Genomic DNA, 25804 nt, shown 5'->3' on the forward strand with positions numbered 1-25804 from the left:
TTACTGCTTTTTTATGTGTTTTACTCAACCGTAACCGATTTGGCAAGGTTACGTGGCTGGTCAACATTACGGCCTCTAAGAACAGCTATATAATAAGAAATAAGCTGCAAAGGGATAGACGTAAGCAATGGCAGAAGTAAATCGTTGGTTCGGGGAACTTCCACCACGAAATCGACCATTTTTGGAATAAGCGTATCGCCCTCTGTTACAATGGCAATTACCCGCCCTTTACGTGCTTTTACTTCCTGAATATTTGAAACTATTTTTTCGTAAGACGCATCTTTGGTTGCAATAAATACAACTGGCATATCTTCGTCAATTAAGGCAATAGGGCCATGTTTCATTTCGGCGGCAGGGTAGCCCTCGGCGTGTATATAAGAAATCTCTTTTAGTTTTAAGGCTCCTTCCAAAGCCACCGGAAAGTTTAAACCACGTCCTAAAAAAATAAAATTAGAAGCGAAGGTAAACAACTTCGAAATATCCTTTATTCTTTCGGCACTTTTCAGGATTTTTTCCACTTTTGCCGGAATAGCATCCAGCCCGAATAATAGCTCACGGTATAAATCATGGCTGATGGTTCCTTTTTTATGTGCCGTAGCTATGGCTATTAAACTCAAGACTGTAACCTGAGCCGTAAATGCCTTAGTACTGGCAACACCAATTTCAGGCCCGGCATGAGTATAAACGCCTGCATGGGTAATACGCGCAATAGACGAACCTACTACATTACAAACTCCTAATATGATGGCTCCTTTCGATTTAGCTAATTCGAGTGCAGCCATTGTATCGGCAGTTTCGCCAGACTGTGAAATAGCAATTACAATGTCACCTTCTTTGATGATGGGGTTTCTGTAACGAAACTCCGACGCGTACTCAACTTCTACATTCACGCGTGCCAGTTCTTCAAACAGATATTCGCCAACAAGACCTGCATGCCACGATGTACCACAAGCTACAATAACTATACGGTCGGTTTTAGCTATTTTGTCGAGATAATCTCTTAAGCCACCTAGCTGAAGCGTAGCATCTTCGATATTAATACGGCCTCTCATTGAATCGGCAATGGAGCGTGGTTGCTCAAATATCTCTTTTAGCATGAAGTGGTCAAAGCCGCCTTTTTCGATGGCTTCCAATTCAAGCTCAACGGTTTCGATGTACGGAGCAATATCTTCATTAGCCAGATTTTTGATAATTAGCTCATTATCTTTGACGATAGCAATTTCATAATCATCCAGATAAACCACTTCTTTGGTATATTCAATAATAGGCGTAGCATCCGAAGCAAAGAAATACTCATCTTCGCCTACACCAATTACCAGTGGGCTTCCTTTGCGGGCTGCAATCAGTTGAGTAGGATTCTCTTTATCGATAATAACAATGGCATAGGCTCCCACTACTTCATGAAGGGCAATTCTGACGGCCTCTTCAAGGGTACAAAACATACTTACCTGAATATCCTCAATGAATTTGATTAATACTTCGGTATCGGTTGCACTTTCGAAAGCATAGCCTTTGTTTACTAGACTTTGCTTGATAGAAGCGTAGTTCTCGATAATACCATTATGAATAATTGCCAGTTTCTTGTTCGTAGAATAATGCGGATGCGCATTAATATCGTTTGGTTCGCCGTGTGTAGCCCAGCGCGTATGGCCAATACCAATGCTAGCCAGTAGCTCTTTACCTTTTAATTCATTTTCGAGGTCTGCTACTTTTCCTTTTTTCTTGTAGACATTTAACTCATGCCCGTTTAATAAAGCAATACCTGCACTATCATACCCACGATATTCAAGCCTTTTAAGGCCTTTGATGATAAGAGGAGCAGCTTCTCGGTGTCCTACATAAGCAACAATTCCACACATAGTTTTAGTAAATGTTTTCTTAGTTTTCTATGAATAAAAATTTTTTTAATTGGAAAAATCCAACTAATAGGTTCATACCTATTCAAATTTATGAAAAAAATACAATATTGCAACAAAAAAAAGGAGATTTTGGTCTCCTTTTTTATTGTAGATATATGAGTATCTGATTATTTTTTGCCTGAATAATAAACGTTTAGTTTAATATTTTTTATAACAGCTCTTGAAACATTATTGTTGTAAATTGATATGGTAGTGGCACCCGTCGAAGAGTTTGTGCCAACTAAACTTGGTACAATAGCAATGCCGTCGGTTGTTTTGCGGCCATTGATAATCTCTTGTATGTACGAAGTAAAATTAAACTGATAGTTGTTGGTAGTTGTGTTAAAGTCAGAGATAAACTGTGTACCACTAGCTACATCAAGAGCCACAAAGTCTTCAACATTGTTTACTTTCTTGAGTCTGTTATCTTTTCCAATCTCAACAAGAGCAATTTGTACTGGTGGTCTAAAGTTACCCGTAAACTGGTCTACATCGGGCTCAATAATGAGTTCGGCTTTATTAATAGCTACATTACCAGCCTTTAGAAGATTGGCTAAAGTAGGGAAGGTCATTTTTGTGGTAATACCTACACCTGTTTGTATATAGGTTTTGCCACCAGTTGCTTGTGATGGAATAGAACCTAACATTTTAAGGTCTTGTAGGGGAGTTCCTGAACGGTTGCCCGTAATTTGGCTGAAACGTTCTGCCAAGAAAGTCAGGCTGATTGCTTTTCGGACAGTGTCACCCTCTGTATGATAATAAATGGCAGGAAAGCTACTAGAAACAGAAAGGCCATAGACCGTCTGTGCATCCTGATTTACAGTTAAAGCAAACCCTTTAACAGCAGCAGTAAACTTATCAATGTCTTTTCCTGCATCTTTTCCGGCCAAAGCAAATATTTCGCTACCCACAGCGGCAGGTAATTTGAATTTAATCAAACTATCAGTAGAAGAAGTAACGGCGCGCTTAAAGTCTTTATAGGTTAACACTTTACTTGCCAGAGGTGTAGCGTTATAAGCCAAAGCGTCGTTATTCGTATATTTTTTACCTTTTACGAAGTCTTCGGTTAATCGGTGGAGATTAAGCGTAACCGACTTTGTTGAGTCTCCATAGGCAAAGCCATTATGTACTAAATACACATACATGGAGTCATAAACCGGTTTGAGGGTATCAGCGGCAGGTAAAGCAAATGCACTATACGAACCGTTGTTAGGGTCATAAGGCAGGCTTATCTGGGTATAGAGTTTGGCTGTTACATTACCAAAGACAGGGTCTTTGTACTGCCCCACAATTGCACCTGTTTGGGTAGAGGTAACTATTGAGTCGAGCATAACAGTGGCCTTGCTCACGGTTAGGGTGTCGGTAAAGCTTGTCACAAATTGCCCACCAGTAGAAGGGGTATCAACCGCAATATTGATGGGGTCCTCACAAGAGAAAAAGAAAGCGGAAAGTAGCATAATGGCTACATTCCGCATCTTATGTGAGATATTCCAGCTACGATTAAGGAACAAGTTCTGTGTAAAGATTAAAGTACGTTTCAGTGACGTCGTCGTCTTCAATTCCTGCTTCAATTTTGTTTGCTGTAATTTCATTCAATAATTTACTTAATTTTTCATTCATATCCTCGTTAGCTTTCACCACCGAGTCGGCATATTGACAACCAATTTTAATAAACCCTTCAAAATCAGCAGAGCGTAAGTTGGCTAATGCTTCATCTGATACATCCATTGCTTTTGCTTTTTCCAAAATGTCTTCATCAAACTTGTGTTCAAAAGCATTATTGTAAATGGTAAAAACTGACTTTGTGTCTTTGAAAACAGGGTCGTTTTTATAAGTCGTTTTTAGATACAGTGGAATTAGAGCAGTCATCCAGTCGGTGCAATGCACTATGTCGGGTGCCCAACCGAGTTTCTTCACTGTTTCCAGAACACCTTTACAGAAAAAGATTGTTCTTTCGTCGTTGTCATCGTAGAAACTTCCCTCCTTATCCAAGAAAACGTATTTTCTGTTAAAATAGTCTTCATTGTCTAAAAAATAAACTTGCAATTTTGCACTTGGAATCGAAGCCACCTTAATAATAAGAGGTTTTTCGTCTTCTCCTACTGAAATATTGATGCCCGAGAGCCTTACAACTTCATGAAGGCGGTTTTTACGCTCATTAATTGAACCAAAACGCGGAATCAAGATTCGGATTTCCATGCCCTTTTCTTGCATGGCTTGCGGAAGTTTACGAAGAAATTCTGCTACTTCTGAAACTTGCAGGAAGGGATTTATTTCACTTGCAACGTACAGAATACGGAGTTTACGCATATCGAAAAAAATAATTTATTGGGAGTGTCTTCCAAAAAGTATGCAAAGATACGAAAAAAACTAATAATTTGTATTAAAATCTTTGAAAACAAATGGAATTACCCCCTGAATTCTACCAAAGTTCCGATTGATAAGCTAGCGACAGACCTTTACCCCCGATAAACTAACAGTATTACTAATCAATTAACCAAGTATTTGAATTTTAATGGGCAAAATCTATTTCATATACCTTGGGCCACATCTTGCCGGTAACATATACTTTATTTGTAACGGAATCATAAGCTATTCCGTTCATTTCCAAAGACTTCGGGTAGGTAGTCAGGGCATCAGCCTTCAGTGGGCCTAAATCAAGTTTAGCTACTACATTTCCGGTGGCGGGGTCAATTTTAATAATTTCGTTCGTTTGCCAGATATTGGCATAGATGTATCCGTTAATATATTCCAGTTCATTAATTAATTCTTTGGCGTAGCCGTTCTCCCTGACAGGAAGGGTTTTAATAACAGACAAGCTGTTGGGGTCCAGATAAGTAAGGTTATAAGTGCCGTCACTCATAATAAGAGCCTTGCCGTCGGTAGTAAGCCCCCAGCCTTCAGCGTTATTAAACGAAAATTCTTTTATTTTTTTGAATGATTTTAAATCATACACAAAACCAACTTTCGATTTATAGGTTAGCTGATATATTTTGTCATTCAGAATGGCAATGCCTTCGCCAAAATACTGAGCCTTATTAAGGGTGACCTTTTTATCAATTTTACCGGTTTGTTTGTCGACTATACCAATTGTTGAGGCGGTTTGTGATAATTCGTCGGGCGAGCCTGTGCTTTCAAATAACTGATTGTCATGTATCAGGAATCCCTCGGTAAATGCGGTGGTATCGTGCGGAAAAGAACCAACCAGTTTGTAAGCGATAGTGGCTGTACTGGCTTTGGTTTCGGAAGTATTACTGGTTTTTTCAGTGTTATTACAAGAAAAAAGGATAACAGCTAAAGCGGGAAATAATATTTTTTTCATGATTTACGGGCTTATTCTGGATGCAAATCTAAAAAAACTATTACTATACTTTACTATTATCCTTCTTAAAGTATTATTAATTGAAATGTTTATGATACCACTCTACCGACAACCTTAGGTCTTCTCTGCTAAGGTTATGCCCTATGGGGAGTGTATGGTTGGCTACTTCAAACCCTGCGGTTTTCAGAATGTCGACGTAGCTTGCCGTATCCGATGGCCTGATTGTAGGGTCATTTGCGCCGTTACTCATAAAAATTGGTGTTTGCTTAGTGTTTTTTAGTGCTAAATCTATTTTCTGGAAAGGCTGCATAGGCCGATACAGAATTGCACCTGCCAGAAAATCAGGGTACAGGACCAGTAAACTACCAGCAATATTAGCTCCATTAGAATACCCCAAAGCAATGAGTTTGGTTAGGTCAAAGCCTTCTTTTGCTGATAATTTTGTCAGAAAATCGACGATTTCGTGTGTACGAAAAGTTAAATCCTGTTCATCGAATATTCCCATGCCTAATCGTCTGAAAAAACGGGGCATTCCGTTTTCAGAAACGTTTCCTCTCAGGCTTAAGATATTAAAATCATTTCCGAATTCCTGAGCAATTGGCAGTAGGTCGGTTTCGTCTCCTCCTGTTCCGTGCAGGAGCAGCAAAGTATGCGCTCCTACACGATTAGCAGGTTGATAAATATATTTTAATGTTTGAAATTCCATTTTTTTATTAATCAAGTTGTACTAAATGCGCTTCAATATCTTTTCTTCTGGGTTCGTATTGTGCCGGTAGCTTCAAACTAGTACCTAAATCTTCTAACGCTTCGTCAACAGTAAAGCCCGGATTATCAGTAGCTATTTCAAATAATACGCCACCTGGTTCTCTGAAATAAAGCGAATGAAAATAGTTACGGTCAATTTGTGGGGTAATATGAAAGCCCAGTTTTTCTATTTTATCATGAAAGGCCATCTGGGTAGCATCATCTTTGACCCTGAATGCAATATGATGAACTGTACCACCAGCCCCTATGCCGCGCGCTTCGTTAGGAAGCTCTACAAGGTCAATAATATTGGCCGTGGCTACGGTATCGGTAGCATAACGATAACGATTGGCTTCCTGCGCAATTAATTTATACCCAAATACCTCTGTCAATACCATTGCAGTTGGTTTTATGTCATTCAATGTAATGGTAGTATTATAAAAACCTCTGGTAGCAACATTGGCTTTTACCTCATCGGTTTCGTAAGGAACCCTGTTGTCTGGGTTTTTAGGTACAATTAACTCTAGTTTAAGGCCGTCAGGGTCTAAGAACGTAAGGTATTGTTCGCCAAACCTTTCAGCGGGTTTGTTATAAATAACATTGTATTTTTTAAAACGCTCAACCCAGAAATCGAGACTGCCTTCTGGTACGGCATAACCTATTTCAGTAGCCATTCCGGCTCCTCTACGGCCTTGCCTTACCGCACTTCCCCATGGAAAAAACGTAAGAATTGTACCCGGATTTCCGCCTTCATCTCCGAAATAAAAGTGGTAAGTATGAGGGTCATCGAAATTAACAGTTCTTTTAATAAAGCGTAGGCCCAATACTTTTGTATAAAAATTGAAATTGCGTTTGGCATCGCCAGCGATGGCTGTTATATGGTGAATGCCTAAGATTTTATTTTCCATTGTTATAGTTATTTAAAATTCAAGAATGCTTTCTGTTTCATTTCAATCGTGTTGTGATTGATTTGATGATACAAAGTTGCACTCCTGAAAATTCAAAAACATTGAACTAGGACAAGAAATAAAAATAAGCCATAAAATATCGATGATACTTTATGCTTTTGCAGTTTTGCTTTTTTTAGAGAGTTTGGTTCTTACTTTGCTAAGAAATTCAGGCGAAAAACCAAGATAAGAAGCTATATAATGTTGTGCAACCCTCTGCGGAATACTTGGGTATCTTTCCAGAAAGTCGAGGTATTTTTCCACGGCAGTAGTGGCTATGGTCTGAAATAAGCGTTCTTGCAGGCGTGTCAGATTTCTCTGTACCATTAGCCTGAACATTCGTTCAAACTTGGGTACCTTACTTAAAAGTTTTTCTTTAGTTTCAGGCGATAGCAAAAATAGTTCGCAGTCTTCTAGGGTTTCAATAAACATAAGACTGGGCTTTTGCTCATGAAAACTGGCAATATCGCTCACCCACCAGTTTTCAATGGCAAATTGTAGGGTTACCTCAGTTCCTTTGTGGTCAATATAATAAGTACGGATACACCCCTTTTTAATAAATGCTTCAAACTTACAGATTTCTCCTTCTTGTAACAGAAAAGTTTTTTTTGCTACTGTTTTGGGTTGGAGCAAAGCATTAAAATCGGCTATTTCCTGTTCTGTAAAATCGGAATAGCGTTTTATATAGGCGTTAATCTCTTCGAACATTCCTTACGTTACTCTATAATTTTGTAAAGTTCTTTTGCTTTAGCGCGCGATATAGCATTAAAATGCCACCATTCGCTGTCTATACGCATATAACCGGCTTTGTGCATGGTATTACGTAGCACCAGCCTGTTGGCAATTTGTTGTTTGGTTAGTTTACCAGCCTTGAGCATTTGGTCTTCCAGAATCGGATACGCCAAATCGCCAAAATAATCATATTTTGTACCCATATCAAGAGGCTTGTTGGTACTGGTGTCAAACACGGTCAAATCTACGGCTGACCCAAAATTATGAATAGAGCCTTCGGCCGGATTTGCAACGAAATCGGCCCTTTTAACAGGTGGAATGGTATCTAGTAAAGCCCAGAATTTATGCTGTACCGACAAAGGACGTGCCCCATCATATATCAATAAACGATAATCAGGGTATTGGCTTTGCAGAATTTTGCTGGCTTTGGCAAGCATTTCGGCTGGTTTTTGTTGCATATATGCGCGGGTCAGGTCGCCGTAAACATCGGTGCCCACGAAATTATCAGTAGTAGAGTATTTTAACTCAACCATAATGGTAGAGTCGAGGCTTTGCACATTTACCAGACCCTGGTCAATCATGCGTTGTTCGAGTTCAGGAATTTTGTTTTCGGTGCTTGTTACAACCGAATCTTTTTTAATAAGTGAGGAGTCCGTTTTTGTGGTGTCAGTGTTTTCGTTATTGGTTTTGGTCTGACAAGCCCATGAAAGAAGTGTAAGAATTAAGATAAGAGTTTTTGAAATTAGTTTTAGTTTTGCCATAGAAATAGTTTGTTGTAGCTAATTTTGATACAAAACTCGCAATTAATACTTATAAAGTTTTGGTTTATTTTTATCTTGCCAACAAATCTAACCCTAAAATCTCAAATTTATGGCATTAAACTACATTTGGGTAGCATTTTTTATCATTGCGCTAATTGTGGCATTATTTAAACTTATTCTTACTGGTGATACTGAAATCTTCAAAATCATAGTAGATGGTATGTTTGATTCTGCTAAACTCGCAGTAATGGATATAGCTTTGCCACTAGCTGGTGTAATGACTTTCTTTTTAGGTGTTTTAAAAGTAGGAGAGGAGGCCGGAGTTATCAGACGTATGGCAAGAATTATAGGGCCTTTTTTTAGCAAGCTGTTTCCTGAAGTACCCAAAGACCACCCAGCTAACGGGCAAATGATTATGAATTTTTCGGCCAATATGCTAGGGCTTGATAATGCCGCAACTCCTTTTGGATTAAAGGCCATGCAAAGTTTGCAGGAGTTAAACCCTAACAAGGAAACGGCTAGTAATGCGCAAATAATGTTTATGGTATTGCATAGTGCAGGGCCTGTATTAATACCATTAAGTATTATGGCACAAAGGGCCATTTACAATGCCGCCGACCCCTCAGATATATTTATTCCTGCTTTGATATCGGTATATGTTGCAACCCTTACAGGAATGCTATTTGTAGGAATCCGCCAACGTATTAATTTTTTCGATAAAACACTTCTTTCTTGGTTGGTAGGTTTAACGGCTTTTATCGGTTTTGTTATCTGGTATTTTGCTCGATTATCGAAAGACGAAATTGAAACAACTTCAAAAATTGTAAGTAATCTGTTATTAACCATATTTATTGTAGGTTTTATAGGTGGGGCCATTTATAAAAAAGTCGATGTGTTTTCGGCTTTTATTGAAGGGGCCAAAAATGGCTTTGAAACCTCTATTAAAGTTATGCCGTATCTGGTAGGTATGCTTGTGGCTATTAGTGTTTTTCGGAATTGTGGAGCCTTGGCATATATCGTTGAAGGCATGAAATGGCTTTTCAGCCTTACAGGTATGAATACCGACTTTACAGATGCCTTGCCTACCGCCTTGATGCACCCTTTAAGTGGAAGTGGCTCAAGAGCCATGATGATTGATGCCATGAAAACCTATGGTGCCGACTCTTTCGTGGGGCGGCTCTCTTGTGTTTTTCAGGCTTGTTCTGATACTATTTTATATATTCTGGCTTTATACTTTGGTTCGGTTAGCATTAAGCATACCCGTTATACATTGGTAGCTGGTTTGCTCTCCGATTTGGCCGGTGTAATTGCCGCTATTGTGGTGTCGTATATTTTCTTCCACTAATGCCATGAAACTACCAGTAATTTCAAGATTACAACAATCCGATAAACTGGTAAAAAAGCTACTTTTTTTGCTCGTATGCCTGAGTTTTGATACAATGGCACAGGCAGATACATCGGGCATTGCCAAAGTTAATTATGATGGCGACTGGCAAAAACAGAAAATTGTTTCGGGTATTTATTACTTACGTGATAAAAGCTATACGCTTACACTCGAAAAAATACTGGAATTTCCGAAGAATTTTGTCTTTAAAAGAGCAAACGGAGACGCGCCTACTTTCTGGGCTAATGGGCATCCATACTGGTTTAAATTCCAGATGAAAAACTCTACAAAAATTACTCAGACCTTCGTCATTGATTTACCAATTCCGCTTTATGATGAAGGTATGTTGTTTTTGGTAGAAAAAAACAAAATTATACACCAGCAATTTCTTTCGTGGGATACCCCCCAACTCGACAGGCCCATCAAACACCGAAATTTTATTTTTCCTTTTACCCTTCAAGGAAATCAGGAGGTTACGTGTTACATTAAATTAAGGAAAGAAGTAGGCTCAATCTGGATACCCGTTAATATCTGGGAGCGTGAGGCCTTCGACTATTATTATTATTCTTCCGATTACCATATCTGGGGGTTTGTTACGGGTATACTGCTTTTTGTGGTGTTTTTCTCATTTCTATTGTTGTTTGCCTTCAAGGATATGCTCTATTTTTATTATGGGGTATATGTTTTAATGGCATTGGGTTTTATCTGTACTACACAGGGGTATTTTATAAGGTTTTACGTCGATGGCTCTTTCGGGGTTGCAGGTAATAGGGTGAGGTATGTATGTTCTTTGCTATTCTTGATTGCAGGGCTTCTATTTATCAGAAAATACCTACGCTGGGACCTAATCAAAAACTTGTTTTTCAGATACACTACATGGGTTTTAATCGGTACACTTGTTGTCATGATTATATTTCTTTATGTTGACCATCTTTTTCTGAAAGACCACCTTTTTCATGCCTATAGCTCGTTGGTTGGTAATATCCTCAGCCTTATTTTCTGGATACCTACACTTTATGTTATCTTCGGAGCTATCTATTGCATTATCATAAGGCATTTTCCTAAAGAAGCCATGTATTTCTTACTGGCTAATACACCCATTACTTTTATTGTTTTTCATTCAGCCCTTAGTAATTACGAAGTATTGAATGGTAGCCGTGTGGTTGAGATAGAATACTTTGCAGGGGCTTTCATTCTTGAAATTGTAGGGTTAATGGTGTTGCTTGCTTACCGTTTAAAAGCCATGCAGGATACCTCCGAGAAGCTGTTTTTAGAAAAAACCATTGCCCAGCAACAGCGAACCGAGGCCATACTGGAAGCAGAAGAAAAAGAAAGGGTACGTATTGCACGTGACTTACACGACGGTATCGGACAAATGATTGCAGCCGCACGGATGGCATTAGGGAATTTTCTGTCCAAGAAAAAAGTAGAAAACGAAGACATTCAGAACTCTCTTGACCTGTTAGAAGAGAGCATCAAGGAAATCAGGGAAATATCACATAATATGATGCCCGGTGCTTTAACAAAGCTAGGTTTATCAACGGCTTTGAAGCAGTTTGTTAATAAAATTAATGCTTTAGGAGGGCTACAAATTGATTTGCAAATTATAGGAATTAAAGAAAGGCTGAGCGAAAAAGTAGAAACCATGCTTTACAGAGTGGTACAGGAGGTGCTGAATAATATTATCAGACATGCCGATGCCACTAAAGTAAATATTGAACTGGTTAAGCATGAAAGCGAATTAATTCTGGTTATTGAAGATAACGGCAAAGGATTTAATATAAACGAACTCCAGAATCAGGGGGTTGGTATTAAAAATATCACTACAAGAGTGGAATATTTAAATGGAAGTGTTAATTTTGATTCAGCATTAGGCCGTGGGACTAGTGTGATTGTTGAAATACCTCTTGCCTCTACTAAATGACTACGCGAAAACTTAGAATCTTAATTGTTGATGATCATCAGATTCTGATTGATGGCATTGAAGCAATGCTTCATGACGTAGAACATTTTGAGGTAGTTGGTAAATTGCTAGATGGCAAATTGGCTCTTGCTTTTTTACACCAGAATCCGGTTGATATTCTGCTCACAGATTTATATATGCCTAAAATGACAGGCATTGAACTTACTCAGAAAGTTAAAAAAGATTTCCCCCATATTAAAGTACTGGCTTTGTCTGTTTCTTACGATGTTTCTATTGTACATGATTTAATGGATGCGGGTATTTCAGGATTTATCCTGAAAACTATCGGACGTAACGAACTCATAGAAGCTATTAATGAAATTGCCAAAGGAAATGTATATTTCAGCAGAGAGGTTTCAAACGAAATTCTGAGGAGTCTGGCCAGTAGAAACGATGGCGAAGAAGAAAATTACCGTTTGACCGACAGAGAAATTGAAATTCTGAAATTGATTGCACAAGAGTTTTCAAATGCTGATATAGCCAAGCAACTTTATATTTCGGAGCGTACTGTTGAAACGCACCGAAAGAATATTTATCGGAAAACCAATACAAAAACCATAGTAGGACTTATAAAATATGCAGTAGAAAGGAAACTTATCTGATGCCATATAAGTACTGGTACGGATAAAGCCTTAAAAAAATACCCTGAAATGGGTATTGGCTATGAACAAGGGCTGTGCGATATTTGCATATCAATACGCAACTTGTATTATAGCCATGAAGACAGCCTTCTAAACACTTTATCTTAATTATTGGTTAAAGAAAATGAGACGGATTTCCAACCTTTTGCAGAAGAACGGAATCATAAACATGAAAAGAAGGTTACTATGAAAAAAAAAATTTACGAATATTTCGATGAAATTATTGTTGTGATGATTTTTATTGTTATTATTGCAGTAAATGCTTGTAAAGCGTAGGCTCAATGCCCTAAAGTCATCAGCCCGTTCGCTAAAGCCAACGGATTGATGATTTTAATAATCAACAGCAGTTTGACGAGAGCAAAAGCAAGAGTCACCTGATTCTTGCTTTTCTTATTTTTAAACCAGCCATTTAGTCATCATAACATAAATGGCTTTGCGGTTTCAGCTTTATTTTTTTACAGCCTGATAAACCCTTACATAGTCTACCTCCATTCTTTGCGGAAAAATACTATCATCAATTCCTTTCTGGCCACCCCAACCACCGCCAATAGCAATATTAAGCAGTAAATGAAATTTTTTGTCGAAAGGCCATTCCTGCCAACCATAATTACTTTGTTTGGTAAAGGTGAAATATTTGTTTCCATCAATTTCAATACTAATGGCGTCAGGAGTCCACTCACAGGCATATATATGAAAACCGTCAGAAACCCCCGGTACTACCACATTATTGCCTTTGTTGGTTTTAATGGTATGATTAAACGCCTTAGTATGAATATTGCCATGAATACGGTCTTGGTCAAAACCTACGTGTTCTATAATATCAATTTCGCCATTGTCAGGCCAATAATTTGCTCCATACGACTGCTCCGTAGCAAGCATCCAGCCAGCAGGCCATGTGCCTCGGCCCTTAGGTAATTTAGCTTTAATTTCAAATCGACCATATAAAAAATCACCTTTGTGTTTTGTAACTAGTCTGGCCGATGTATAATCGTTGTTTTCAAATTTTTCTTTTCGGGCTTCAATAATAAGTGTGCCGTTTTCTACCCGTGCATTTTTTAAATCTTTGGTATAATATTGTTTTTCATCGTTTCCCCAGCCATGCCCACCAATATCATACCCCCATTTGGTAGGGTCTGGTGCGCCGTTGTAGTTAAACTCATCGGCCCATATCGGCTTTGAATTATCAATTACATATATTGAGTTTTTAGGCGTAAGTTCATCTGTATCCTGAATTTTCTGGCAGGAAACATACAGACCTAAAACTGCTAAACCGAAGCTAAAAGCAAATATTTTTTTCATAGAAAAAGAAAGTTAAAACAATAATTTTTGAAGTTATAAAATATGAAATCATTAAACGCCCCAGCGTTTTGTATATACAAACATTGGCTATATTTTATTTTTATAACAAAACAATGAAAAAATTTACTTAAATGACTTTATTGACTGAAAAAATTAATATCTTACTTAATTAAAAGTAACTCCTACAATAGGCTGAGTTTACTATAAAACGCTAGCATTGCTGATATGAAAAAAGTCCTCAAATTAACAGCTACTTTTTTATCTGGTATTTTTTTAATATTCATCTTTCGCTGGAACATAAATTTATATTATCAGCCTGATTGGATTCAGATACATGATAAGACTTAAATCTGAATGGGCAAAAACGATATTTTTTGGGAGTGTTACCTATGATTGATGCTTTTGTCGCTTGGGCAAATGTTACGGAAGTAGAAGAAAACAAGGCATCACATGAAGCTAATAATCGATTGTTATTTCATAGTATCGGTGGTGTTATTTTCCTACTGAATTGCTATTGCGTATATATAATCTGGAAAAAGAACTAAAGTTTTAACCTTTTAATACTGCTCTTATGAAAAACTGGTTGAAAATTACCCTTGTTTTGTTGTTGCTTATTGGCCTTTTTGTCGGAAAAACCCTTTGGAACGCTGGCGTTTTTACCAAAATTACTCCCTATTTTAATGGAGACCGCGTTACCGAAATTAAAGGTTTTGCTGGTGCTGAAGATATAACTATTGATAAAACTACGGGTTTAGCTCTGATTTCATCGAGCAGTTTTGCACAAAATGCACCTGACGGAAACATCTACTTGCTAAACCTGAATGATAACTCTCCGGTGCCTGTTTCTCTTACAAAAGAACTATTGATGAATGATTTCCATCCGCATGGAATCAGTTTATTGCAATTACCTGATGGACGAAAACAACTTTTTGTAGTAAATCATAAGAGAAACGGTAGTAGCTCTATTGAAATATTTCAGTTTACCGACAGCACATTGATACACAAGGAAAGTATTACCAACGAGTTATTTATCAGTCCTAATGATATTGTGGGGGTAGGTGAAAGAAAGTTTTACCTCACTAACGACCATAATCAAAAGAAATCTTCTTGGCGTTCGATAAAAGACTTTTTGCAGATACCTACGGGTAATGTTTGCTATTTTGATGGTAACAAGGCTAGTATTCTTGTCGAAAGCATTTTATATGCCAACGGAATTAATGTTAGTCAGGATAAAAAAAAGCTCTTTGTAGCTGCTACCACAGGACGAAAAATTATGGTTTTTGACCGTAACATAGCTTCGGGCAGCCTGACACAAACGGGTGAGATACCCGTTAATGGAGCCGATAATATTGAAATTGATGAATCGGGCAATTTATGGGTGGGGTGTCATCCTAAATTATTGGCTTTTACTACCCATGCCAAAAAGCATTCTGAACTTTCGCCCTCGCAAGTTGTGAAGATTTCGTTTGATGGAGTAGAACCACATATCGAAAACATCTACCTGAACGATGGAACACCCCTTTCGGGGTCGAGTGTTGGCGCAATGTGGCATAATAAACTATTGATAGGTAGTGTTTTTGGAGAAAAAGTACTGTTGGGTGTCTGGTTAAAATAAATAAATTGGTTTCCTGAGCAATGAGGTTAAATAAACAGCTTTTTAAAATACATAGTTGGTTAGGGCTTATTAATGGTTTTTTCTTAATTCTGTTAGGTTTGAGTGGCTCTGCGCTGGTATTTAAAGAGGATATCGACAATTGGGCTAATGAAAAACTGCTGACGGTTCAGCAAAGAGGTAAAAAATTACCGCTTGATTTTTTTTATAAAGATATTTCGAGGCGATACCAGAACCTTGATGGTATTGCTTGGATGAACCCCGATGATGCACCCAATAAAGCGTATAATTTCAGACTGTATCTGAACGACGCACGTATCACAAGCTATGATTTAGGACTGATTACGTATGACCCCTTTACAGGAAAAATTTTAAGAGAAGGAGAACTGGACGACTTGTCACCTAGTGCGATTGAATGGGTATATCAGTTTCACTTTAGTTTACAACTGGGTGTGCCAGGGGCCGCATATACGGCTTTGCTGGGCCTGTGCATGATTTTGTCGATTCTGACAGGAACTATCATTTACAAAAAGTCTATCAAAAAGGTTCTAACTTTTCAGGTAAAAATTAAGGGTAAAAACTGGCGGACTATTAGTTCTGACCTGCACAGAGTAGTAGGAGTGTGGTCATTGTTTTTTAATATTATTATTGCTTTTACGGGCTTCTGGTTAAACCTGTTTGCATTCGATGTCAGAGACTGGCAAAAAGAAATCACTCCAACGCCTCTTAATACTTTAGCTAGCTATTCTCTTGATTCGCTGTATCAGCAAGCCTTAGCGCAAATGCCTGATTTAATGCCTCAATACGTGTATCTGCCTACCCAGCCAGAGAAGAAATTTACTGTAAGAGGGGCTGTGAAAGGCGAAGCCGCTATCTGGGACGGCAATAATTCGATTGCTTTTGACGCTCAGACAGGAAAATTAGTCAGAATTACACGTATTGCCAACGAACACTTCTGGGATAAGGTAGAGGCTAGCTTCTATGCCTTGCACATTGGCAGCTATGGGGGGCTAACTATTAAAATACTCTATACTACTATTGGCCTGACACCGGGCTTACTTTCAGTTACTGGTTTTTTACTCTGGTGGCGGCGTAAAAGAAAACACCGCTCTTTATAAAATAAAAAAGGCGTTCGTAAACTACTTACGAACGCCAGGTATATATTCAGGAGGAGTTAATATAAAACACTTCTTAGTAAATCGACGCTTTTTTTAACACCTGTGGTAGGGTCTTCGTTTCCTTCAAACTCGATAGAAACATAGCCCTGATAATTTACTTTTTTCAGGATGTCGGCAATACGCTTGTAATCAAGGTCAAGGCTATACCATACACCACCACCGTAGTAAGTTTTAGCTTGGACAAAGCTGGTTTGCGGAGCAATTTTTTCCAGTTTATCATAAGGATTTTCAAGGAAATTTCCGGTATCCATAAGCAAGCTCAGCCAAGGCGAATCAATGGCATTTTTTATTTTTAACATTCCTTCAGGTGTAGAGCCAAGCCCCCAGTGATTTTCAAGAGCCAGAAGCACGCCACACTCTTCTGCTTTTTTCAGGCATTGCTGAATGCTATCGATACACCATTTAAAGGCGTCATCTTCGGTGTAACCTTCAATGGCTGGTTCGATACCTCTTTTGGCCATGAAGTCGTCGAACGATTTGATGGTTCCCCAACGACCTGTGTTCAACCGCATACACGGAATCCCCATTTTATAGGCAAGCTCAATGCAATGGTTGGTGTGGTCGATGTGTTGTTTGAGGACAGCTTTATCAGGCGATACAAAACCCTGATGGATAGACAGGCAGGTCATGGCAATACCATTCACGAAAGCGTGTTTTTTTAGTTTTTGCAAATAGGCGTTGTCTTCACCGGCCATTTGTCTATGCAAAACATCAATTCCTTCGAGCCCTAATTTGGCAGCTTCGTCAATTACTTTTTCAATCGGAAATTTTTCTCCTTTGAAATGCCAGTATGAGTAACTTGAAACACTCAGTTTGATTTTACCTGCTGCCTGAACCGCAGGTTGCGCCTGAGTAAGTGCAGGGGCACACACAGCCGCACTACCTAGAGCGGCATTTTTTAAAAAGGAACGTCGGGTTGAATGCATGAATAGAATGTAAAATTAGGTTATGTTAATAGACTACAAATACTGCATTACCAAAAATTAATTTACCACCATACCAGAAACCTCTGAAAATAGGGTCGTCAGCCATGTATATAATCTTGCCTCTGCCTAAATCCTGAACACCAAAAATTAAGGTATTTTTCATCTTGTCTTTAGCTTTTTCTCCTACAAAGCCCGTCAGGTAGTTATTTTCTTTCAGATACCCTACATTCCAGCCATCTTTTATGTAATCGAAGTTGTAGGGGTCACGGGCCAGTAAATAATAGCTTCCGTTAGTGCCATAGCCAAGCGGGTGTGTTTTGTCCATTTCTACTTTATAAATGGCTCCTACTACCTGTTCTGAAATACTTTCACGTTCTCGGTTACCATAAGCCTTTAACTCAGGTTTATCGTTTGAAGAATTATCTTTTTTACGCTTTAAGCCAAAGGCATCTTTATCGGCGAAATAATTGGTGGCCGACTCCATCGCAATTACCTTTCCACCACCCTGAATCCATTTTTTAAGGGCATCACCATTACCCAGAATCCTGTCATAATTGCCATCTGCCAGAATCAACACATCTAACTGGTCGAGTGGCACACGTGAGAACGTAGAGCCTTCAATGACGGTAATCGGGTAATTAATTTGTTGTTCAAAAAAGTGCCATACTTCGCCGAAAGCAGTAGGAGAGACTCCATCGCCCGAAATAACAGCTACACGGGGGTTTTTAAGAATATTTACAGAACTAGAGCCAAAATCGTTACCAGAAGTAACCATGCCAGAGCTGGTAGCCAATAAATTGATATTAAATGTTTTAGCAGCAGACTGAATAATTCTGTCGAACTCGTCGCCTAAGCGTTGATTATTGGTACGGGTAATAATAACAGAGCCTACATCAAATTTTCTGCCTTCGGTCTCGAACGGATTTTCATTGAAACGTACTTTAATACCTTTTGATAAAATATGAGTCAGGAATTTTAAATCATCGAACGAACTCCATGACGCAACGTAAGCATAGGGTTTGCCTTCAATATTCAAAGCAGGGGTATTGCTCGTAGGTTGAGCATTACCCGCTGATATTTTTTCTTTAGTAGCAAATGCTTTTAAACCATAAGCATAAGGTAACCCCCATGCAGTAATATCATAAGTGAGCGAGTCTTCAAGAACAGTTTTAGGCTCAAAAAGAATCTTGGCGAAAGTGCCTTTCGGTTGATAAGTGCTTACAATTAAGTCGTTGGGTTCAACCTTAAAAGATTCGTCTTTCTGGGTATTATAACTAATGCCCGAAGCAGACGTTTCTTTGCTGGCATAGCTGTACGAAATCTGTAATTTATCTAACAAGCCAGCCAGTGCTTTTACATTGGCTTCGCTACCCTTACTTTTAATTACAAACGATTTATATAAACCAACAGGATTATTTTTATTTCTTTCAAAAAACTTGGTAAACTCTTCAACTGTTTTATCGGCTCTCGACGAAATAGCCTCTAGGGTAGCCATACTAGCCGAAAAATGGTGCGAAATACGTTGCGATAAGGTCAGGGTGTCGCCATCTTCTTTAGCTATGGCAATACCCGCGCGGCCACCACCACCTTGTTCGTAGGTCATACCGATAGCTCCGTTATAAGAAGGGTAGGTGTCTCCATAGCTTGGGTAAAGCAAGTCATAATTTTCTTTAGAGAAGTAAAGCCAGTAGTTTTTGTCGAAATATTTTTTGTTGTATTCGCCAATAGTCTGCTGAAATTCTCTTTGCCATTGAGTAAGGTCTTCATGATAAGGACGTGCCGATGGCGGGAAGTAATAAGGGCTTGATGGCCCCATTTCATGGAAATCGGCATGTAAATGCGGCATCCACTGGTTATATAGTTTCACACGTTGCATAGTAATTTCCTGTGTTTGCCATGCCCAGTCACGGTTTGGGTCAAACAAATAGTGGTTAAAACGCCCCCCTGGCCAAGGCTCATTATGTTCGGTTGCAAATGGTGTGGCATTAAAACCGCGGTTGGCAACCCTGTTATACCATTGGGCGTATCTGTCGCGGCCATCTGGGTTAATACAAGGGTCTAGAAGTATAACCGTATTTTTCAGGATATTTTGTGTAACAGTATTGTTCTTATTGAGTAGCTCATACAAAACCTGCATAACGGCCTCCGAGCTAACCGCTTCGTTCCCGTGTACATTATAACTAAGCCACGCTATGGCTGGTACTTTGGTTGAAGCCTTACCCTCAAGCAAGCCAATATTTTTAAGGTTAGAAGTTCTGATTTCCTCCAGCTTTGCCAGATTCTCAGGCGATGCAATGGCAGCAACCAGAAGAGGTCTTCCTTCAAAGGTAGAGCCATAATCAATAATTTTTACTTGGGTAGGGTTCTGAGATGCTACGTATCTTACGTAATCAACAATGCGATGATGAAAACTAAATTTAGTTCCTAATTTATAACCAAGAAATTCATCGGGGGTTTTAGTTGTTTGAGCCTCTGCCCAAAGTAAGTTAATGAAGAGTAAAAGAAATACACTGAGTTTTTTCATAGGGATTTCGGATACATTTTAATAATTCTCAAATATAAGATTTTTCGTCTTGAAAATGGGGTTGAAAAAAAAAATTGAAAATTTTTCACTTTTTTTTTGGCAAGCTATTGCATTGTAAAAATAAAGCTGTACTTTTGCACCACAATTCGGAAACGCAGACGATAAATGGAACCAGCCGGCCCTATCGTCTAGCGGTTAGGACAAGTCCCTTTCACGGATTAAACAGGGGTTCGATTCCCCTTAGGGTCACAAAGTCGCTGCGTTGCAGAATTGTAAAAGCCTGATAATCATCTGATTATCAGGCTTTTTTTATGAACTTTTCAACCCTTAAATAATAAACCCCTAAACTGTTGGCCTTGTAACGGCTCAAGCAAAAAAGTTTATGGGGCTAAAATCCTGAAATTATCTATGCAATACGATAGCTGCCCCTGCTGTGCTAAAAAAATTCAACCAAAAGGGCTATTCGGCTCAAATGCGCTACATACCGAGTTTGTCGGATTTATTAATTTATTCACAGGTAATAGCTTTCCGGCTTACTGTGATTCATGTAAAGTAGAGCCGTTTTATAAAGCCTGTGCGAATTATCAAAATGAACTGAACGAAAATTATGCTTTACAGAAAAACCATATCAATGATGTTCCGTGTATAAATATTTCATCACCCTATTCTTGGAGCTACGATATTTTAGAAATAGTTACGGCACAATCGACAATGGGTACGGGTTTTATTAGCGAGCTTTCGCTTAGTTGGAATGATTTTTTTGGACTGGAGTCAAATACAATGAATTCCAAAATTTCTTTGGGTGAAGATAACTGCATGAAAATGCTCAGAGCTAAAACTATCGCGTTGGGAGGCAATGCCGTTATAGGTGTTGATATTGATTATGCCGAAGTAGGTGCATTACGAGGCCTAATAATGGTTTGTGCTACCGGAACTGCTGTAAGAGTAAAAAACCTTGAAGTTTTTTCGCAAACTGCCACCGAAAGCATAAAAATACTTGTTGATAGTCTTGAAAGAATGAAAGAACTGAATAAGTATTTAAAAATAGCTAACTCTGTTATATAGTTTTCAGAAACCTTCTGAAAACTCGTGACTTGAAACTTGTTTTTTTCGTAAAATAAATTTCTGGTAAATAAAAAGTGCATTTGAAAATTAGTATTATTTCAAGAAAGAATATCTTCAATGTTGAAAAAAGTTATAATTTTTTTAATGATTTTTAATTTATTAATAGTACTATTGTAGCCGATATACGTATTAAGAATTAAAAAAGTGTATCAGTAATAAATATTTAATTTTTTATTTATATATTATTTCCGAAATTTGCGGAAATTTTAAACCCTAAACACAAGTAGATTAGTGTATGAGAACCCCTTCTAAATTCTTATTCTTTATTGGAGTTGTTGTCCTGATGTCATCGTGTGTTGCAAAGAAGAAATATGCAGGTCTTCAACAGCAATACGAAAAATCACAAGCTGATTTAGTAAAATGTGGTGACACCGTACAAGATTTTAAAGACCGTTTAGCTAAAGCTGAACAAGAGAAAGAAAGCCTACGTACTGTGTCACAAAGTGACATTCAGCAACGTGAGCAACAAATCAAAGACTTGAGAGACCAAGTTAACGATTTGAAAGGCCTACGTGACAAACAAATGGAACAAGTAGGTAACCTGACAGTTCTTTCAAAAGCAGCAAATGATAATATCGATAAAACTCTAGCTCAATTAGAGAAAAAAGATAAATATATTAACTTGCTACATGCTGCCAGAACTAAAACTGATTCAATTAACTTAGCTTTGGCTGTAAACTTAACCCGCGTGTTGAGTGCTGGTATCGAAGACAAAGATGTTGAAATCAAAGTTGATAAAACTGTTGTGATGGTAAACATTTCTGATAAAATGTTATTCAGCAGCGGAAGTTTCAAATTATCGACAAGAGCTACCGAAGTATTAGGTAAAATCGCTCAAATTATCCAGTCTCGCCCTGACCTTGAAGTAATGGTTGAAGGCTATACAGACAACGTAGCTATCCATAACGATTGCGTAAACGATAACTGGGACCTAAGTGTGAAAAGAGCAACTTCTGTGGTTCGTGCCTTACAAACTACATTCAAAGTTGACCCTAACAAGCTAATTGCAGCAGGTAGAGGAGAATACAACGTATTAACAAGCAACGATACACCAGAAGGACGTGCAACTAACCGTCGTACTCGTATCATTCTGATGCCTAAACTTGACCAATTCTATGATTTGTTAAATCCTGATAAATGATTTAATAAAAACTAGCAAGTCATATAACAAAATAGCCGCATAAAATTTTATGCGGCTATTTTGTTATGAGCTAATCTGCAAATATCAGGACATTTTTTTCAGGTGTGTAAATGTTATACCAGCTACAATTGCTGGAACAAGAATGGAAAACAATGACCATGTATCGGTACTTAAAACAACAATCTGGTTAAGAATAATAAAGGCTACATAGGTATAAAAGCCCCATTTTTTCATGAGCCAGATACCAAAAATTGCTACGAAACTAACAACTACCGAGAACGCCAGATAAGGAGGGTACCAGTTGCCAACAGATTTAGAAACGCTATGAAAAATAAGTGGAATACTTAATGAGGCCCATACAAAGCCAACTGTCGAACCGAATGTAATTGCTGGTGGTCTATCTGTTTCTTTTAATTGATTCATTGCTTTTAATCTATTTTTCTTAATACTTTAAATTCAAACCTTATTTTCATACAAATGTATTAATCGATCAAGGTTTTGTAAAATAATATCTAATGGAATATCTTCATTAGGCTTTATTATAATACTCTGGTACTTATCTTTGGGTTTTATCCCATCAACAGGGTTTTGCAGGCTTTTGTCTTCAATAAACCCCATCTGAATTTTTTTCTTGGTTACCCACAAATAAGCTAATTTCTTGCCTTTATAATAAAAGAACGGAATCTGATATTTACGTTCATGCGTAATGCTGGCATTAACACCCATCACAATGCCTTTCAAGGCAAGCAAACAGCTTTGAATAGGTTCAGATTGCCTGAAATAATAATTTTCCAGTTCGGTCAGCATAGAGTTAAGAGCATATATCTTAGGTGTCTAATCTAATGCTTTTAATTGTTTCAGAATATTCTTGGTAATGTCTTTGCGGCATTGACCAAAGTTTTTGTTAATTGTACTGCGTTGTTTAATAATGAGTGTAGCAAAAAAATAAACGTTGTCTTTTCGTTCTACATAGCCTACCCACCAGCCAATATCTTTACCAGAAACCCTCGTCCAGCCAGTTTTTGACCTTATCGAATAATTATTGCTTTGTTCGGTAATCATTACTTTTTTCAGAATTTCGAGATTCCTTTTTGAAAAGGGTAGTTTTTCTTCATAAACTTTTATCATAAATTCTATCTGATTGATGGGTGAAATAGCAAAGTTCCCAAAATTCCAGAAATCAGCATCCTTCTGCGAAAGGTTCACGTTGCCATAATTACATAAACTTAAGTAGTGTTTGTAACGTTTTTTACCAATCTTCTTAGCTAACTCAATAAAAACCCAACCTGCTGATACCTCGAAGGCTTCTTTAACCGACATATCCTTGTAAATATCTGGCCGATACCCATATAGAGTGGTATCTGTCTTGCCAACCCATTTCACAATAGCATTTTCATCTTTAATTACACCTGTTTCTAGTGCTATAAGGAGGTTAATAATTTTAAAAGTTGATGCCGGTAATGTGGCTAGCTGTGCGTCGAAGCTGTCGCTGAGTATCCATGTTTTGTGTTGATAGTCATAAATAGATGTACTGCCATTTATCTGACAATCTTTAAAGGGAGTCACAAAATCGATTTGGGCATAAACTGCTTTTGATAAAAGAATTAAAACTGCAATAGTGATTCTCATAATTTTGTTTGATAGGGCTTAAATCAGGAACTTTTACTCTATAAATTACTAATATAGCTCAAGCCCAAAATTAGGTTAAAAATATTAATACCTTTCTAATTGAGGGCTTGCAAATAAAAAGAAAGTCATCTCAAAAACAAGAACGTTGGCAGGTTCATAAAGTTTTGTTAATATTGTTCACTCAACAACTTTTTACTCAGATACTTTTATGAAAAATCTACTTATGCTAGCCTTGCTGGCTTTAATAGCTGCTTGTAAAGGCGACAAAATCGAACCTGAGAGTGGTCTTATGGGAACTTGGAAACTGAAAAGCTACTGTAAGCCGGAAGGAACCAATACGTGTACTAATATTACTATACCAGCAAATAAAGGCGTTTTTATTGAGTTTTCGGTCAAAGGTACTTTTAAGGAATATTACCAAAATACGATACCTGTCGAACACGCTTTTTTAGGTTGTGGCAACGGAAGTTATGAAATTGAAAATAACGATGTAAGAATTAAAGCGATGTGTATGTCTTCTCTGGCGGGCCGACTTATCAAAATTAAGAGCCTGACCAATAAAAAACTGGTAATAGTGCCGTTCGACACAGGCGAATATATATTTGAAAGAGAGTAAAAATACTGTAATTTAATATATATTTCATCTACGTAACTTAGAAGTAGCGTTGTCGTTTACCTATATTTGCGGTCAATAAATGATTTTCTCTGTCGCAATACCATGAAAAAAAATCTGTTTTTACTTCTAACTCTCTTTTATGCTTTTGGCAGCACCGCGCAACGTTCAAATAAAGCAGTTTTTATTATTGTTGATGGAATTCCGGCCGATGTTATTGAAAAAGTAAATAAACCTCACCTTGATTCGATTGCTAAGGTTGGTGGCTATGCACGAGCATACGTCGGGGGCGAACGGAAAAGTTATTCTCAAACACCGACTATTTCGGCCGTGGGTTATAACAGTTTATTGACAGGAACTTGGGTGAACAAGCATAATGTATGGGGCAATGATATAAAAGCTCCTAATTATAATTACTGGACTATTTTCAGATTTTTTAAAGAACAGTACCCTCAGAAAAAAACAGCTATCTTCTCAACATGGCTCGACAACCGTACCAAACTCGTAGGAGAAGACCTGCCACAAACAGGTAATATCATGACTAATTACCACCTTGATGGCTTGGAATTAGACACAGTTAGTTATCCGCATAGCCGTGATAGTAAACATATTAACCTTATAGACGAAAAAATTGCCAGTGCAGCTGCTCAATCAATACGTACCGATGCTCCTGATTTAACATGGGTATATCTGGAATTTACCGATGATATGGGCCACAAATTTGGTGATAGCCCACAGTTTTATTCAGCTATTGAACAAATGGACAAGCAAGTGGGGAGAGTCTGGCAGGCTATTGAGTATCGTCAGAAGAATTTTAAAGAAGATTGGGTAATATATATTACAACAGACCACGGTCGTGATGCCCAAACAGGGAAAAATCATGGTGGGCAGTCAGATAGAGAACGCAATACATGGATAGTATCGAATGCAAAAAACCTTAACGAGTATTTTCGTGGGTATCAGCCGGGTATTGTAGATATAATGCCTTCTATTGCATCTTTCCTGAATGTAACTTTACCCCGTAACCGACAATTTGAAATAGATGGTGTACCTATAACTGGTAAAGTTTCGGCCATTCAGCCTACTGCAGTTTTAAAGGATGGTAAGATAACATTAACATGGAAAGCACTTGATAAAAAAGGACAAGCTAAAATCTGGTTAAGCACAACCAATTATTTCAGCGAAGGAACCATGGATAACTATGTTTTGGTGGGCAAAGCTCCTGTCAGTGCTGAAAAGGCCATAATTGATGCCAGTAAATACGATACTTCTTTTTACAAGATAGTGCTGGAAATGCCACATAATACCCTTAACCGCTGGATTGTATTAGGAGAAAAAAAGCCATAAAACGGGCTACTATTAATA

Annotated in this window: 23 protein-coding genes and 1 tRNA gene; 10 read left to right on the forward strand and 14 right to left on the reverse strand. The window is 38.0% G+C overall.

Annotated elements, in window-relative coordinates:
* Window positions 1-20: 20 nt before the first annotated feature.
* The 8 genes from glmS to WAA15_RS00600 form a co-directional block, all read right to left on the reverse strand.
* The gene (glmS, locus tag WAA15_RS00565; RefSeq protein ID WP_337040385.1) at window positions 21-1859 is read right to left on the reverse strand and encodes a glutamine--fructose-6-phosphate transaminase (isomerizing); all 1839 of its coding nucleotides are present in this window, start codon (window positions 1857-1859) and stop codon (window positions 21-23) included.
* A 167-nt stretch (window positions 1860-2026) separates the two neighbouring features.
* Window positions 2027-3457 carry a DUF4270 family protein gene (locus WAA15_RS00570; protein ID WP_337040387.1) on the reverse strand — a complete coding sequence of 477 codons (1431 nt, stop codon included), beginning with the start codon at window positions 3455-3457 and terminating at the stop codon, window positions 2027-2029.
* Window positions 3399-4208, reverse strand: a complete 810-nt coding sequence (locus WAA15_RS00575; RefSeq protein WP_337040388.1) for a glycogen/starch synthase — start codon at window positions 4206-4208, stop codon at window positions 3399-3401. Before WAA15_RS00575 ends, WAA15_RS00570 begins: the two co-directional genes overlap by 59 nt.
* A 202-nt stretch (window positions 4209-4410) precedes the next feature.
* Window positions 4411-5220: a glutaminyl-peptide cyclotransferase gene (locus WAA15_RS00580; protein WP_337040390.1), complete on the reverse strand. Its 810-nt coding sequence runs from the start codon at window positions 5218-5220 to the stop codon at window positions 4411-4413.
* Between the two features lie 76 nt (window positions 5221-5296).
* Window positions 5297-5926: an alpha/beta hydrolase gene (locus tag WAA15_RS00585; RefSeq protein ID WP_337040391.1), complete on the reverse strand. Its 630-nt coding sequence runs from the start codon at window positions 5924-5926 to the stop codon at window positions 5297-5299.
* 7 nt (window positions 5927-5933) lie between these two features.
* A complete protein-coding gene (locus tag WAA15_RS00590; protein WP_337040392.1) occupies window positions 5934-6872 on the reverse strand; it encodes a ring-cleaving dioxygenase in 939 nt (312 codons plus the stop codon).
* Window positions 6873-7022: 150 nt separating this feature from the next.
* Window positions 7023-7619: a Crp/Fnr family transcriptional regulator gene (locus tag WAA15_RS00595; RefSeq protein WP_337040393.1), complete on the reverse strand. Its 597-nt coding sequence runs from the start codon at window positions 7617-7619 to the stop codon at window positions 7023-7025.
* Between the two features lie 8 nt (window positions 7620-7627).
* A complete protein-coding gene (locus WAA15_RS00600; RefSeq protein ID WP_337040394.1) occupies window positions 7628-8404 on the reverse strand; it encodes a M15 family metallopeptidase in 777 nt (258 codons plus the stop codon).
* A gap of 109 nt (window positions 8405-8513) precedes the next feature.
* On the opposite strand from WAA15_RS00600, the gene WAA15_RS00605 reads away from it, so the two are divergent.
* Genes WAA15_RS00605 through WAA15_RS00615 form a run of 3 tightly spaced genes read left to right on the forward strand, consistent with a single transcriptional unit; the run spans window position 8514 to window position 12353 of the window.
* Window positions 8514-9749, forward strand: a complete 1236-nt coding sequence (locus WAA15_RS00605; RefSeq protein WP_337040395.1) for a nucleoside recognition domain-containing protein — start codon at window positions 8514-8516, stop codon at window positions 9747-9749.
* A gap of 4 nt (window positions 9750-9753) precedes the next feature.
* On the forward strand, window positions 9754-11712 hold the full coding sequence (locus WAA15_RS00610) for a sensor histidine kinase (RefSeq protein WP_337040396.1): 1959 nt from the start codon (window positions 9754-9756) through the stop codon (window positions 11710-11712).
* Window positions 11709-12353, forward strand: a complete 645-nt coding sequence (locus tag WAA15_RS00615; RefSeq protein WP_337040397.1) for a response regulator transcription factor — start codon at window positions 11709-11711, stop codon at window positions 12351-12353. The genes WAA15_RS00610 and WAA15_RS00615 overlap by 4 nt, the downstream gene beginning before the upstream one ends.
* A 486-nt stretch (window positions 12354-12839) precedes the next feature.
* Here WAA15_RS00615 and WAA15_RS00620 read toward each other — a convergent pair whose 3' ends face one another.
* Window positions 12840-13691: a glycoside hydrolase family 16 protein gene (locus WAA15_RS00620; RefSeq protein ID WP_337040398.1), complete on the reverse strand. Its 852-nt coding sequence runs from the start codon at window positions 13689-13691 to the stop codon at window positions 12840-12842.
* Between the two features lie 571 nt (window positions 13692-14262).
* On the opposite strand from WAA15_RS00620, the gene WAA15_RS00625 reads away from it, so the two are divergent.
* Both WAA15_RS00625 and WAA15_RS00630 read left to right on the forward strand, forming a co-directional pair.
* Window positions 14263-15306 carry an SMP-30/gluconolactonase/LRE family protein gene (locus WAA15_RS00625; RefSeq protein ID WP_337040399.1) on the forward strand — a complete coding sequence of 348 codons (1044 nt, stop codon included), beginning with the start codon at window positions 14263-14265 and terminating at the stop codon, window positions 15304-15306.
* 20 nt (window positions 15307-15326) lie between these two features.
* Window positions 15327-16421 carry a PepSY-associated TM helix domain-containing protein gene (locus WAA15_RS00630; RefSeq protein ID WP_337040400.1) on the forward strand — a complete coding sequence of 365 codons (1095 nt, stop codon included), beginning with the start codon at window positions 15327-15329 and terminating at the stop codon, window positions 16419-16421.
* 56 nt (window positions 16422-16477) lie between these two features.
* On the opposite strand, the gene WAA15_RS00635 is transcribed toward WAA15_RS00630, so the two are convergent.
* Together WAA15_RS00635 and WAA15_RS00640 are read right to left on the reverse strand one after the other, a co-directional pair.
* The gene (locus WAA15_RS00635) at window positions 16478-17407 is read right to left on the reverse strand and encodes a sugar phosphate isomerase/epimerase family protein (protein ID WP_337040402.1); all 930 of its coding nucleotides are present in this window, start codon (window positions 17405-17407) and stop codon (window positions 16478-16480) included.
* 25 nt (window positions 17408-17432) lie between these two features.
* A complete protein-coding gene (locus WAA15_RS00640) occupies window positions 17433-19931 on the reverse strand; it encodes a M14 family metallopeptidase (protein ID WP_337040403.1) in 2499 nt (832 codons plus the stop codon).
* A gap of 177 nt (window positions 19932-20108) precedes the next feature.
* On the opposite strand from WAA15_RS00640, the gene WAA15_RS00645 reads away from it, so the two are divergent.
* From WAA15_RS00645 to WAA15_RS00655, 3 genes are all read left to right on the forward strand, one after another.
* Window positions 20109-20180, forward strand: a tRNA-Glu gene (locus WAA15_RS00645).
* Window positions 20181-20339: 159 nt separating this feature from the next.
* Window positions 20340-20996: a heavy metal-binding domain-containing protein gene (locus tag WAA15_RS00650; protein WP_337040405.1), complete on the forward strand. Its 657-nt coding sequence runs from the start codon at window positions 20340-20342 to the stop codon at window positions 20994-20996.
* 295 nt (window positions 20997-21291) lie between these two features.
* Window positions 21292-22197 (forward strand): OmpA/MotB family protein, encoded by a 906-nt coding sequence (locus WAA15_RS00655; protein WP_337040406.1) that lies wholly within the window; start codon window positions 21292-21294, stop codon window positions 22195-22197.
* 84 nt (window positions 22198-22281) lie between these two features.
* Here the strand turns inward: WAA15_RS00655 and WAA15_RS00660 are convergent, their stop codons facing one another.
* Genes WAA15_RS00660 through WAA15_RS00670 form a run of 3 tightly spaced genes read right to left on the reverse strand, consistent with a single transcriptional unit; the run spans window position 22282 to window position 23826 of the window.
* Entirely contained in the window at window positions 22282-22620 is a 339-nt protein-coding gene (locus WAA15_RS00660; protein WP_337040407.1) for a hypothetical protein, read from the reverse strand.
* 33 nt (window positions 22621-22653) lie between these two features.
* Entirely contained in the window at window positions 22654-23004 is a 351-nt protein-coding gene (locus WAA15_RS00665) for a DUF1801 domain-containing protein (RefSeq protein WP_337040408.1), read from the reverse strand.
* Between the two features lie 27 nt (window positions 23005-23031).
* Window positions 23032-23826, reverse strand: coding sequence for a penicillin-binding transpeptidase domain-containing protein (locus WAA15_RS00670; protein WP_337040409.1), 795 nt, complete (start codon window positions 23824-23826; stop codon window positions 23032-23034).
* A 208-nt stretch (window positions 23827-24034) separates the two neighbouring features.
* Between WAA15_RS00670 and WAA15_RS00675 the strand changes: the two genes are divergently transcribed.
* Together WAA15_RS00675 and WAA15_RS00680 are read left to right on the forward strand one after the other, a co-directional pair.
* On the forward strand, window positions 24035-24442 hold the full coding sequence (locus WAA15_RS00675) for a lipocalin family protein (RefSeq protein WP_337040410.1): 408 nt from the start codon (window positions 24035-24037) through the stop codon (window positions 24440-24442).
* A gap of 102 nt (window positions 24443-24544) precedes the next feature.
* Complete coding sequence (locus WAA15_RS00680; protein WP_337040412.1) at window positions 24545-25786, forward strand: alkaline phosphatase family protein; 1242 nt, start codon at window positions 24545-24547, stop codon at window positions 25784-25786.
* Window positions 25787-25804: the final 18 nt, after the last annotated feature.

This window comes from Emticicia sp. 17c, assembly GCF_037153985.1.
Classification (GTDB): domain Bacteria; phylum Bacteroidota; class Bacteroidia; order Cytophagales; family Spirosomataceae; genus Emticicia.